At 69.1% G+C, this 12,544-nt stretch carries 12 protein-coding genes; 3 read left to right on the top strand and 9 right to left on the bottom strand.

Features of this window, described 5'->3' with window-relative positions:
• Positions 1-26: 26 nt before the first annotated feature.
• The 6 genes from DEI83_RS10795 to DEI83_RS10770 form a co-directional block, all read right to left on the bottom strand.
• Positions 27-1,526 carry an ABC transporter substrate-binding protein gene (locus tag DEI83_RS10795; protein ID WP_258371171.1) on the bottom strand — a complete coding sequence of 500 codons (1,500 nt, stop codon included), beginning with the start codon at positions 1,524-1,526 and terminating at the stop codon, positions 27-29.
• 110 nt (positions 1,527-1,636) lie between these two features.
• Positions 1,637-2,377: a DUF1684 domain-containing protein gene (locus DEI83_RS10790; protein WP_111081966.1), complete on the bottom strand. Its 741-nt coding sequence runs from the start codon at positions 2,375-2,377 to the stop codon at positions 1,637-1,639.
• 149 nt (positions 2,378-2,526) lie between these two features.
• Positions 2,527-3,957, bottom strand: a complete 1,431-nt coding sequence (locus tag DEI83_RS10785; protein ID WP_111081965.1) for a UDP-glucose/GDP-mannose dehydrogenase family protein — start codon at positions 3,955-3,957, stop codon at positions 2,527-2,529.
• A gap of 152 nt (positions 3,958-4,109) precedes the next feature.
• Positions 4,110-5,291 carry a nitrous oxide reductase family maturation protein NosD gene (locus DEI83_RS10780; RefSeq protein ID WP_111081964.1) on the bottom strand — a complete coding sequence of 394 codons (1,182 nt, stop codon included), beginning with the start codon at positions 5,289-5,291 and terminating at the stop codon, positions 4,110-4,112.
• Between the two features lie 3 nt (positions 5,292-5,294).
• Positions 5,295-7,217 (bottom strand): right-handed parallel beta-helix repeat-containing protein, encoded by a 1,923-nt coding sequence (locus DEI83_RS10775; protein WP_111081963.1) that lies wholly within the window; start codon positions 7,215-7,217, stop codon positions 5,295-5,297.
• Complete coding sequence (locus DEI83_RS10770) at positions 7,214-8,578, bottom strand: glycosyltransferase (protein ID WP_111081962.1); 1,365 nt, start codon at positions 8,576-8,578, stop codon at positions 7,214-7,216. The genes DEI83_RS10775 and DEI83_RS10770 overlap by 4 nt, the downstream gene beginning before the upstream one ends.
• A 397-nt stretch (positions 8,579-8,975) precedes the next feature.
• Between DEI83_RS10770 and DEI83_RS10765 the strand changes: the two genes are divergently transcribed.
• From DEI83_RS10765 to DEI83_RS10755, 3 genes are read left to right on the top strand one after another with little or no spacing between them, the layout of a single operon-like run.
• A complete protein-coding gene (locus DEI83_RS10765) occupies positions 8,976-9,251 on the top strand; it encodes a hypothetical protein (protein WP_111081961.1) in 276 nt (91 codons plus the stop codon).
• 1 nt (position 9,252) lies between these two features.
• Positions 9,253-9,666, top strand: coding sequence for a hypothetical protein (locus DEI83_RS10760; RefSeq protein WP_111081960.1), 414 nt, complete (start codon positions 9,253-9,255; stop codon positions 9,664-9,666).
• Between the two features lies 1 nt (position 9,667).
• A complete protein-coding gene (locus DEI83_RS10755; protein WP_111081959.1) occupies positions 9,668-10,039 on the top strand; it encodes a hypothetical protein in 372 nt (123 codons plus the stop codon).
• 147 nt (positions 10,040-10,186) lie between these two features.
• On the opposite strand, the gene DEI83_RS10750 is transcribed toward DEI83_RS10755, so the two are convergent.
• The 3 genes from DEI83_RS10750 to DEI83_RS10740 form a co-directional block, all read right to left on the bottom strand.
• Complete coding sequence (locus DEI83_RS10750) at positions 10,187-10,687, bottom strand: hypothetical protein (protein ID WP_146243310.1); 501 nt, start codon at positions 10,685-10,687, stop codon at positions 10,187-10,189.
• A gap of 443 nt (positions 10,688-11,130) precedes the next feature.
• Positions 11,131-11,649 carry a hypothetical protein gene (locus DEI83_RS10745; protein ID WP_146243309.1) on the bottom strand — a complete coding sequence of 173 codons (519 nt, stop codon included), beginning with the start codon at positions 11,647-11,649 and terminating at the stop codon, positions 11,131-11,133.
• Between the two features lie 20 nt (positions 11,650-11,669).
• On the bottom strand, positions 11,670-12,422 hold the full coding sequence (locus tag DEI83_RS10740) for an alpha/beta hydrolase family protein (RefSeq protein ID WP_258371170.1): 753 nt from the start codon (positions 12,420-12,422) through the stop codon (positions 11,670-11,672).
• Between the last annotated feature and the right edge of the window lie 122 nt (positions 12,423-12,544).

The raw sequence follows: 12,544 nt of genomic DNA, 5'->3' as shown, positions 1-12,544 counted from the left end.
GAGTGCGGATCCTGTCCGGTCGGGTGCTAGGAGACGGTGATGTCGGAGACGGGGAACTGCGAGTTCAGCCCGTTCTTCCAGTATCCCGTGACGTCCTTGTCCGACACGACGATCTGCGGGTACAGGTACAACCATGCACTCGCAGCGTCCTGCACGATCTGCTCGTTCGCCTGCTTCAGCAGGTCGGTCTGCTGGTCCTCGGACGTGGCCTGCTCGGCGTCCGTGATGTCCTTCTGGACCTGCGCATTGTCGTACCCGAAGTAGAAGTCCGGGTTGCCGTAGAAGACGACGTCGCGGTCGTTGACGTGCTCCTGCAGCGTCGCCTCGAAGTCGTGCTGCTGGTACACCTTCGTGTACCACTCGTCGGCGCTGATCGTGTTGATGTCGACGGTCACGCCGACCTTCTTCAGCGCGCTCTGCAGGTACTGCGCGACAGCCGGGTGCGGGTCGTACGACGGGGTGTCGAGCGTGAAGGAGAACCCGTCGGCGTGGCCGGACTCGGCAAGGAGTCGCTTCGCCTTCGCCGGGTCGTACGCGTTGACGCTCGTCAGGTCCTCGTACCAGGGGTCGGTCGGCGGGACCATCGAGCCGTTCACGGTGCCGTAGTCGCCCCAGATCGCCTTCAGTAGGGCCTTCCGGTCGATCGCGGCCGAGATCGCCTGGCGGAGCTTCACGTCGGTGAAGGGGCCCTCCGCGTCATTGAACGCCAGGAGTTCCTTGGTCGTGGAGTCGCCCTCGCTGACCGTGTACTTCGACTTGTCCGCGGTGAACCGGGACAGGGCGTCGGGCGACTGGATGCTCGTGACGACGTCGACCTGGCCGCTCGCGAGCGCGTTCGACAGCGTCGAGGCGCTGGTGAAGTAGTCGAACTCGACCCCGCCGTTCGCGGGCTTCTCGCCCCAGTAGCCGTCGAAGGGCTCGAGGGTGAGCGAGGAGCCGCGCTTGAACGCGCCGAGGGTGTACGGGCCGGTGCCGTCCTCCTCGGTCTTGAGGTCCTTCTCGTCGGCGGGGACGATCCAGACGTACGACAGGTTGTAGACGAACGAGATCGACCGCTCGGACAGGTGCACCACGACGGTCTCGTCGTCGGGGGTCTCGATCGACTCCACGACGGCCAGGCTCGACTTGCGGGAGGACTGCGAGTCCTCCGCGGTGACGCGCTCGATGGAGCTCTTCACGTCGGCGCTGGTGAGCTTCGCCCCGCTGTGGAACTCGACGCCCTTCCGGAGCGTGAACGTGTAGGTGAGCCCGTCGGACGACGTGTCGTACGACTCCGCCAGCAGCGGCGTCACCTCGCCGTCGTCACCGAGGCGGAACAGCCCCTCGTAGACGTTGTCCTGGAACGCCTCGTTGACGCCCTGGCCGCCGCCGTCGACGTTCGACAGGTTGGTCGGCTCGTACAGCGAACCGATCGCCACGGTGGCGTCCGCCCCGGACGACGATCCGCCGCCGGAGGACGAGCAGCCGGCGAGGGCGAGGCTGAGGGCGATGCCGGACGCGGCGAGCGCGACGATACGGGTCTTCACGGGGCTCCTGGTACTCGGGGTGGAGGTGGGGGGCTTGCAGGGTCTGGCTGTGCGGCCGGGTGACCGCGTGGCACCGGGTCCGCGCGTGCGGCCGGCGGTCGCGTGGCGCGTCAGTCGCGGTGCGCGACGTACCGCTCGCCGGCGTGGACGGGCACGTGCAGGCGGTTCTGGAACGGCGGGAGCGGGCAGTTGTACTGGTCGCTGAACCCGCACGGCGGCACGAACGCCTGGTTGAAGTCGAGGACGACGTCCGACTCCTCGCCCGTCGACGACCCGTCCGGGCGCTCGACGAACAGGAAGCGGCCTGTGCCGTAGGTCCGCTCGGACTCGTCGGTGCTGCGGTTCGTCGGGTCGCCGAACACCAGCAGCAGGGTGCCGTCGTCGTCGAAGGCGCTGAGGGTGTACTCGCGGTCACCGATCGTCGCCGTGATGTCCCCGGGGACGACGAGGTCGCGGGTGGCACCGGCGGCGTCGCGGAGGTGCTCGTACGGGATCGTCCGGCCGGGCTCGGCAGGCGTGAAGTGCGCGGTGATCCGCCACGACGGGTCGTACGGGAACACCGGGGTGTCGACGTACGAGCGGATCGCCGGGGAGTCCGCGTCCCACAGGCGGTGGCCGTGCTGCGGCGCACCGGTGTCCAGGTCGATCCGACGCACACGGGTCGCGGTGACCGTCTCCGGCTGGTCGGCGAGCGCCGCGTCGAGGTCGGGCTCCTGGCCGATCGGGAGCCACTCGGTGCGGATCAGCGCCAGGTCGCCCTGCGCGCCGGTGACCCGCTCGCGGCGGGCTGCGCGCCAGGCGTCCCAGGAGGCGGGGGCGTCGTGCGTCGTGTCGGGGTCGGTGATGCTCATCGGGGACGAGAATCGCAGAGTGGCGTTCGGTATTCCCGACACGGCGTCACACAGGGCAACACGGCCCGTGCCGCTGCGTGCTCAGACGTGCGCGGACCGGGAGTCCTCCCGCTCCCCGGTCCGCTCGGCGCGACCGGGGAGCGCGAGGGTCACGCGGAGCGCTGGAGCCGGTCCTGCTCGTCGACCGCGATCTCGACCGTGCGCGACGCGACCGGCCGGCCCAGGGCCCGGTACTCCCAGCCCGCCGCGCGGTACCGGTCCGCGTCGAGCGCGTGCCGGCCGTCGACGATCCGCCGGGTGTGCACGAGGGCGCCGAGGTCCTCCGGGTCGACGTCCCGGAACTGCTGCCACTCCGTGAGCAGCACCACGACGTCGGCGTCGATGACCGCCGCGGTCATGGACGGTGCGTACCGGAGTTCGGGACGGACGCGCGCGGCGTTCGCCATGGCCTCCGGGTCGTAGACCGTGACGATGGCGCCGGCCTCGCGGAGCATGCGGGCGACGTCGAGGGCCGGGGCGTCGCGGATGTCGTCGGAGTTCGGCTTGAACGCGGCACCGAGCGCGGCGACCTTCTTGCCGGCCAGCTCCCCGTCGGCCATCTCGGCGATCAGGTCCACGGTGCGCTGCCGTCGACGGAGGTTGATCGCGTCGACCTCGTCGAGGAAGCGCACGGCCTGGCCGACGCCGAGCTCGTCGGCGCGAGCCGAGAAGGCCCGGATGTCCTTCGGCAGGCACCCGCCACCGAAGCCGAGGCCCGGCTTGAGGAACCGCCCGCCGATGCGCGTGTCGTGCGACAGGGCGCTCGCGAGCAGGCTGACGTCGGCGCCGGTCGCCTCGCAGATCTCCGCCATCGCGTTGATGAAGGAGATCTTCGTGGCGAGGAACGAGTTGGCGGCGACCTTGACGAGCTCCGAGGTCGGCAGGTCCGCGACGACGAGGGGTGTGCCCTCGTCGAGGACCGGCCGGAAGGCCGCGCGCAGCTGCGCCTCGGCCCACGCCGACTCCACGCCGAACACCAGGCGGTCGGGGTGGAGCGTGTCCTGGACGGCGTAGCCCTCGCGCAGGAACTCGGGGTTCCAGGCCACTTCCACATCGGCACCGGCCGGGGCGACCTCACGGACGAGCTCGGCGATGCGGGCGGCGGTGCCCACCGGCACCGTCGACTTCCCGACGACGAGTGCGCGGCGGGTGATGTGGCTGGCCAGCTCACGGAACGCGCCGTCCACGAAGGTGAGGTCGGCGGCGTTCGACCCGCGCTGCTGCGGGGTGCCGACGCAGACGAAGTGCACGTCGCCGAACTCGGCGGCCTCCTGCATCGACGACGAGAACCGGAGCCGTCCGGATGCCAGCGCCTCGGCCAGCTTCTCCGGCAGGCCGGGCTCGTGGAACGGGACACGGCCGGCGACGAGGGCCTCGACCTTCGACGGGTCGACGTCGACGCCGAGGACCTCGTAGCCGAGGACGGCCATCGAGACGGCGTGGGTGGCGCCGAGGTAGCCGGTGCCGATCACGGTCAGGCGGGGCTGTTCGGCGACGGGCGGGAGGTCCCGGGTCGAGATCGGGGTGACGGATGCGGACATGGTGCACGCTCGCTTTCGGGTAGCGGGGACATGGTGTGACGGGGAGGGGCGGACGTCCCGGTGACGGGACGTCCTGAGCGCACGGGTGGTGCCGCGCGACGGGCGCGGTGCGGTCGTGGAGCTCGGAGGGCGGGGTGCGGGTCGCGGCGCGGTCAGCCCGTGCAGCTCGTGGTGCTCAGCTCGTTCGTCCCGACGACGGTGTTGTCGCAGGACACCGTGTTGCCCTCGACGGGCCGGAAGGCGAACGCCACGCCCTCGGGGTTGCCGAGGTCGACGGTGTTGTCGATGAAGGTGTTGTCGGTCCCCCAGCCCGAGAGCAGCTCATGCGTCTGGAACCCGTCGAGCGGTGAGTCGACGCCGCGGTTGCCCGAGACGGTCCAGCCGTTCCCCTTGACGTCGACCCACGAGTCGGCGTGGTTCTCGCCCTGCATGCCGGTGCCGTCGAAGGAGTTGTCGGACAGTGTCCCGCCCGTCGTCCCCTCCTTGATGTCGACGTTCTCGGCCGCCGTGTCGGAGATCGTGTTCCCAGTCACGACGTTGCGGTCGCTCCGGTCCTCCTGGCAGTCCGAGACCCGGCACCAGTTGCTCTTCGAGGACCCGACGTAGATCCCCTCCCCGAACTGGGGCTTGCGGAGCCCGGTCTTCGTGACGGCGTTCCCGCTCACGGTGTTGTCACTGCTGCCGGCGCGCAGGTGGATGCCCTCGTCACCGATCTCGGTGACGGTGATCCCCTCGACGCTGGAGTGCTGGACGCCGTCGAACATGACGCCCTTCTGCCCGTTGCGGACGGTGAACCCGGCGAGCCGCCAGTGCGACGCCCCGTCGAGGTGCAGGACGTAGCCCTTGTCGGTGGTCCCGCCGTCCAGCACGGCGTCGGCCGACCCACAGAGGGTGATCGGCTGCGCGGACGTACCCGCGGTGGAACCGGTGAAGGTGCCCGTGTAGGTGCCAGGCGCCATGGCGATGACCTGCCCCGGCGCCGCCTTCGCGAGTGCCGACGTGAGCTCCCCGGCCGTCGAGACCGTCGTGGTCGCGTCGGCGGTGCACGAGACGGCCGCGCGGCGTGCGTCCGGTGCCGAGGTCGGGGCCGTCGTCGGTGCCGTCGTCGGTGCCGTTGTCGGGACCGCTGTCGGCGCCGGGGGCGGAGTCCTCGGTCCGGTCCGGTCCGGCGGCGGCGTCCGGTCGCTGTCGGACGACGGGGCGGACGCCGCCGCGCGGGGTTCGCCGGGCGTGCTCGTCGCGACCCAGACCCCACCGACCACGACCGCGCCGAGCACCACACCGGCAGCACCGACCACCAGGTGGGAGCGGAGTCCTTGCAGAGGTGTCGCCATCGGTCAGCTCACCGTCCGTGACGAGGACGCGCCGGTGTCGGCAGCGTGGGAGCCCTGCAGTGCGGGTGCCGGCGGCAGGCCGAGCGTCGCCGGGTCGATCGCACCACGGGTGAAGCTCGAGAGCGGTGCGAGCTTGGCGTAGGGGTGCTCGCCCTGCTCGGCGCGGCGGCGGCGACGGACACCACCGACCGCAGCGACCAGCACCACCGTGAGCAGCACGAGCCAGAGCACGGTCAGGGGCTGGAAGACCGCTCGCAGCGTCACGAGCAGTGGCTTCGTCGAGTGCCACTGCACGGTCGTGTTGCCCTCCTGTGCTGCGCCGTCGGATCGGGCCAGGTCGATGGCGCTCGGGCCCGATCCACGCACCGCGTTGTCCTCGATCGCGGTGCCGGCGGACGGCCCGACCGTGGTGACGCCGTGCACCCGCGCCGCGCTGATGGTGTTGTCCGTCACCGACGACGCGGTGCTCTCGCGGAGGTACACGCCGATCTCAGCACCGTTCACCGAGTTCTCCGAGACCTCGGTCGCGGTCGGTCCGTCCAGCACGGCGATGCCGTTCTGCGCCGAGTCCTTCACGACGTTGTTGCGGATGACCACGTCGTCGGCGTCGTGCCGCACGACGATCCCCATCTCGTTGCCGGCCGCGGTCGACCCGCTGACCCGAACGTTCTTCCCCCCGATCACCTCGACTCCGTAGCGACCGTTGTCGGAACTCGTGCTGTCGGTGAGGGCGTTGTTGCCGTAGGTGGTGGTCGGCATGCCGGCGGCGTTCGGACCGGCCGCCAGGCCGCTGCCGTTCAGCGTGATCCCGTTCCGCCCGTTGTCCGTCGCCCGGACCTGGCTGAACACGATCCCCGTGGACGCCCGCGTCATCTTGACGCCGTCCATGGCGTTGCCGGTCGCCCGGACGGACGTGAACGTCGAATTCGTCACGTACCGGTGCAGCACCAGCCCGTCGATGAGGGAGCGCTTGACGGTGGCGTCCGACATCGTCACGCCGTCGGCGCTCGTCAGGAAGAGCCCGAAGGCGTTGCCGTCGAACGTGACGTGCTGCACGAGGGCCGAGACGTAACTGTAGGCGCCCGCGTTCGCCGACCCCTCCCCGGTGCTGGGGAGCGCGCCGGTCGGCAGGATGGCGTTGCCGAAGACGTCCTTCGTGGTCCGCTTCGTCTTGCCCTCCTGGTCGCCGGAGGCCCGGTCGAGGGTGGTCAGGTCGGTGCCCGTGAGTGAGACGCCGCCCGTCGTGCCGCTCCAGAAGCCGAGGTGCGAGAACGAGGCGTGCTGCAGCGTCGCGGTGCCGCCCTGCACCCGGACGTAGGCCCGTCCGTCGGAGGTCTGCTCGTCGACGGCGCCGGCCTGCGGGTCCCAGGCGTCGATCGCGACCGGTGCCTTCGCGGACCCGATGACCTGGAGTCCGCCGGCCTGCGTCACGATCGACACGAAGCCCTCGTGGTTGCTCTCCAGGTGGACGCGCAGCCCGTCCGGACTCGCCAGTCGGAGGGTGGCGCCGTTCTCGACGACGATGTTCTCGCTGAGGAGCCACGAGCCGTCCGGCTGCTTCACGAACGTCGACGGGGCGAGCTCGGTGAGGTCGTCGATCGTGTACGCGGCGCCGCGCGCCACGAGCACGAGGGTGTACGACGACCCGGTGGCGAGCCGGTACGGCTGGGACACTGCCAGCCCGCTCCAGCGCGCGGCGGACGCCAGGGCCCGCACGTTGTAGATCCGGTCGTTCTCGGCGGCGACGAGTCGCGCCTCCTTGTCCGGGTCACCCGCGTACGGCCGGCCTGCCGACACCGTCGTGCTGCCGGTCGGGGTCGCAGCGGCAGCAGCGGTGGGCGCTGCCGCCAGACCGGCGAGGACGAGGCCCGCGCCGATCGCCAGTGCCGTCGCGCCACGCAGGACCGAGGTGCGCACGGCGCTCATGCGGCCACCACCTGGTCGCCAGCGGAAGCGGAGGCCGCGACCGCGCCGGGCTGGACGACCACCCCGGGGGCCGAGCGGCGCGTCTCGGTGACGGGCTCGGGCTGCAGGGTCCGGGCCTGCTGGCCGTCGCCGCCGATCTGGTCGGCGTGCCGGGTGAGCCAGCCCTGCTTGTTCATCGTCACGAACGCGTACACCTTGATCGGGAGGGCGACAGCGATCACCACGAGGGCGAGCATCGGGAGCACCAGGAAGTCGAGCGGGTGACGCTTGAGGTTCGAGGCGCCGCGGACGGCGCGGCCGAAGAGCAACCAGCCGATCGTGAACAGGACCCCGAGCGTGCTCAACTCGAGCCGACTGAAGAGCAGGTACCACATCGTGATGCCCATCGTGACGGGCGTCAGGATGATCTGCAGCACGGTGATCTTCGTCACGAACGGCACGCGCCAGACCCAACCCTTCGCGATGGCGGTGAGGTAGGTCCGGTACGAGTTCCGGCTCCAGCGGATGCGCTGCTTGAAGAACGCCTTGCCGCTGGCCGGGAACATCGACAGTGCCTTCGCGGTCGACTGGTGCACGGTCCGGAACCCGGACGCGATCACCAACCACGTCAGCCGGCCGTCGTCACCGGCGATGCAGCGCCGACCGAGGAAGAACTCGTTCTCCAGGTTGTCGAGCACCGGCATCACGGCCGACCGACGGTACGCGGCGGTCCGACCGGACAGGATCGGGACGGCTCCGGCCGCACCCATGGCCGGGACGTAGTTGTAGTAGCGCAGGTTGACGAGCCAGTCCGCGATGATCCGCCAGATGCTCGAGTTCCGCTGGTACACGTTCTGCTGCGTACCGACGCCGCCCACGCGCTCGTCGACGAACGGCATCTGCACGGCCTCGAGCAACCCCGGCTCCCACGAGGTGTCGGAGTCCACGAGCACGAGCACGTCGTACTTCGCCCGCCGGATCCCCTCACCGAGAGCGCTGCGCTTGCCGACGTGGTGGAACAGGACCGGCTTGACGGTCGGGTCGCCGACGGCGACGATGCGCCGGTACGCGTCGGTGTCCGCGACGTCGAGCACGATGATGATCTCGTCCGGGTGCTGCTCGCGCCAGGTCTCCAGGCAACGGAGCAGGATGTCAGGGTCCTCGTGGAAGGAGGGGACGACGACCGAGGTCGACGTGCGGAACCCGTTGACGATCGGCTTCGCGCGGGCGGACAAGACCACGCGGTACACCCAGAGTGCCCACACGATGATCCCGGCGATGCCGATCGGGAAGTACTTGAGGGCTTCGTGCCCGAAGGCGGCGACGTTGTCGAGCACGACCTGGGTCGATGTCTGCGACGCGAGGAGGACGAGCGGTTGCATGAGGTTCGGGTCCTTCGTGCGGGTTCGGGTACGGGTACGGGCGGCCGCGGAGGGCAACACGGCGCAGCGTCCGGTGCAGGGCGGCACAGGAGGCGCGGAAGGCGTGCGATGGCGGAGCCGTCGGGCACACCGGCAGACGGGGTGAGGCAACGCGGCGGAGCAAGAGGGAAGATCCACGAGTCCCGCTCGACTCCGAGCGGATCGTTTCGCTGAACGTACTCGCGGGTTCGGATCCCTCACAAGGGGGGAAAACCGCACCACGGGATTGCGGGAAGCCGCATCGCCCCGGGGAGGACCACCGAGCGGATCTCTCGCGACGGCGTCGACACTGCGGTGCACGTCGACGCGCAGAAGGCCACGACGGGTGGGGTCGACTGGGGACAGGTCGCGGTCAGCGATGGGTTCAGAGCGGTCGGCAGCGAAGCTCGGTGACGAGATCCCCTTCCCGTTCGGCGGCCAGGAGATCTACCGTCTGTACGGTGGGAACGCAACGTGGATCGGTGCTTCCTGGTCGCCGACGCACCCAGGATCGGTGTCCGACCACCGTGACGTCGCCGGCCTCCCATCCGGCCTCGCCGAATCCGGGTACAGCACGAATTCGGGTCGCTTCCTCATCGAGGGCACTCTGCTCGACCCCGATGCCGCCGTCAGTGGAGTCAACCCGGAGTTCTGAAGTGAAACCGACCTACTACCTTTCGTCGATGGAAGACGACCGATTCGGTTCCGTGTTCCGGTGCGAGCTGGAGTCGAGAGTCGAACTCCCCAACGGACACCACGCTCTCATCGTCGGTTGTGACCCGCCAGCGCTCGGACAGGACCTCGGCCATCCCCAGGGGATCACTCGGCTCCTCCTCTGGAGCCGTTTCGAGGGCGACGACTTGTGGACCTTCCCGACCTTCCCGCAGTTCGTGCAGATCTGCCTCCCTGACGTTGTCGTCCCGCCCACGAGCATGCCGGCCAGCATTGCGTGGGGCGAGCTCTACGCAACCGAGGCGGACGGGACGGTGCAGTCCATGATCGAGCGCCCGCACATACCGACCCCGTGTCGGACCGGCGGAGACGTCGACGGCGTCGATCGAGAGGCCTGACATGCACGACGTCTTCTTTCTCTCGTCCATGGACAGCAAGTGGTTCTCGTCTGTCTTCCGGTGCGAGGTGGAACGACCGATCGAGCTCCCGAACGGTCACCATGCGCTGATGGTCAGCTGCGATCCGCCGGTGAACGGACAGGAACTCGGCCACCCGCTCGGCATCGGGGAGTTGTTGCTCTGGAGCCGGTTCGAGGACGAAGACCTCTGGACGTTCCCCGCCTTCCCGCACTTCGTGCAGATCTGTCTGCCTGACGTGGATCTGCGTGTCGATGCCATGCCCGCGAGCATCGCATGGGGCGAGATCTACCAGACCGAGGCAGACGCGCACGCCCATGAGATGAGCGCTCGGCCGCGCTCCTCGGCGGAGTGATCGAGTCGCTCGGCAAACGCCATCAGGTGAAGACCGATCGCGAGGTGTTCGGCTTATTCGCGGATGCCAGTGGTGGCGCGGATCGCGGATCCCAGTGCTGACGGGCGTTCCACGGGTTTTGGGATTCTGTTCCACGGCACCGCGACGTCAGCCGTTGTCGGCCGCCTTTCGAACGCGGAGCTGCGCCAGACCGGCGCCGACTCCCGCGACCGCGCTGGCAGTCAGGCCAGTCGCTATCAGCCCGGCTGCGGCCGCGATGCTGGTCATGAGCACTCTGAGATTCCCGCGTGGCTTGCGCGGTGAGTGCGCGCGGACCGCGCTTTCAAACCACGACGTTGGCACTTCGCCGATGTGCCAGTTCGCTATGCGGCTGCTCGCCTCGAGGGCGACCTTGAACACCTGGGTCTGTGTGGACGCGGCGTTCATCAGGTTCACCTGGGTGGCGAGCCACGTCGCGATCGCCCTGTCGCGTTTGGGCAGTCCAACGAGGAGTCGCGGGACAAGGAGCGCGTAGTCCAACTCTGGCTTGTGCCAGAGCCTCGCCACAGTCGGCCAAATGCGTCGCCTTGTGATTCGGTCGAGTGCGTCGAGTACTTCGAGCACGGCCGCCTCCCGCGCTTGCGACCGGCCGACGCGGATTGTCGTCACTTGCGTGTACCCGAAGAGCCCGACTGTGACGACGATGGAGATGAGCGCCGCAAGTTGTGCAGCCTTCCCGACTCCCCGCTGAGCGCCTGTCGTATAGTCCCGGTCGGAAATGGCCAGCTAAGTTGACCGGGCACGGGTACACGATCAGCAGCGGCATTGATCTGCGCCCGAGCAAGGTCGTAGTCGCCAATGCGCATCCCGACAACGGTAGTTGTGGCAGCTAGGCCCCACGCTTGCTCTGCACCCTGAACCACCTGCTCTGCAGTCAGCGGCGCAGGCACGTATCCTTCGAGCGATTCGAGGACGCGCTCTCGCGGGAAGCCCTGGAGTGGCTCAACCTTAAGTTCCGGCTCAATGTTCAATGAGGCATGTACGGAGAGCACGGACGTTGCCGCTCAGTGCCCGGTGGACAACCGTGCGGACGTCGCCGTCCCGCGGTTGCGTCACCCCGCGTTCGCGTCACCTTGACGACGGACCATGTCGGCGTAGTCACCCTCGGCGCACTCGGACTCCGCCGTCAACGCGTACCCACGCGGGTCGGCGTAGAAGTCGACGGAAGTCGTCGGACCGCCGGCGCCACGGATCCCGACGATCGGATCCGCACCGCCGCTCTGGTACCGCTCAGTGGTCACACCCCGCTGCGTCCACAGCTGTTCGACAGCGTCGACGTCAGCGTGCGGGTCGTCCCCGGCCTGACGATCGACGATGACGACCCACGAGACGCCGCCGTCGCCGTCGCCCGTCGTGCACGGGCTGAGCCCCGGACCTCCCCGGGGCGTCCAGTCCCCGCCGAGCGCCGTCGTCGAGCGGTCGACGAAAGTGGTGACGGACTGCTTCGCCTCATCGGGCGTGACCGAGGTCGCGCCCGTCTCGTTCGGTTGCACCGGTGTTCCTCCACAACTCGTCAAAAGGAGCGCCGTGGCTGCGAGGACCGCGCTCACGGCGAGGGTCTTGGGGATCATCGTTTCCTCGTCTGCGCGTGTCACAGAGTGGGCTGCCGGTGGGCGTACTGCTCATCGAACCACGTCGGCTCTGCTGGGCGCGCCGCGGTCATCCTGTCGGCCTGCCCCGTGGTGGCGTAGGCAACGTTGAGCAACGACTCAGTACCGCGATCCAGGTAGCCCGATCGCGTCTTCGTCTCGACGCCGTGGTCCGTGACTCCTTTCAGCACACCTGAGCCGTCTGCGCCGAAGGTCGTCGCACCGAACGCCGGATCGGTCGGGTCCTGGTGGTGGTCCTCGCTGTGATCCCGGCCGATGTGTGCCCATTGGTCGCCCTGGTCACGCTCGACGTAGGGCGTGACGTCACGAACTTGCCCCGAGTACACATGTACCGCATGGATGGCCGACGCCGACGAGATGTCGTCCGGGATACCCGCGGATGCGAGCGTGGTGAAGGTGTCGACGTGGACGCCCGCTTCGGTCAGGGCGATGGACGCAGTCGTCGTCCCGTACGAGTGTGCGACGACGTTCGTGGTGACGCGGTCCCCAACGCGGACTGCGTCCAGCCCGCGGAGAGCATCCGCGAGGTGCTCGGCGCCCGCCTTCGCGTAGTCGGAGTGGAGCACACCGAGGTCCGGCTCGGAGAGAGCCGGTACCGGAGGCGCCTTGTGGCCCATCCAAGCGACCACCGCCCGGTTCTTGTCCCCTTGGACGTTTGCCTGCTCGTTGTAGATGTTCTGCGAGGCATCAGCCCAGCCGGACATCTTGTCGGTGCTGGAGCCCATACCCGGCACGGCCAACGTGAGGGACTGCTGCAGGTTGAGTTGACTCGTTCGTTTAGGCCGCGAGTGCGACCTGTGGGTTGATGATCGTCTCGTACTCGACCGGGGTCAACTTCCCCAGACCACGTTGGCGT

The sequence above is a fragment of the Curtobacterium sp. MCBD17_021 genome, from assembly GCF_003234525.1.
In the GTDB taxonomy this organism is placed as follows: domain Bacteria; phylum Actinomycetota; class Actinomycetes; order Actinomycetales; family Microbacteriaceae; genus Curtobacterium.
The sequence above is the reverse complement of the archived record's forward strand: the minus strand, read 5'-3'. Positions and strand labels throughout refer to the sequence as shown.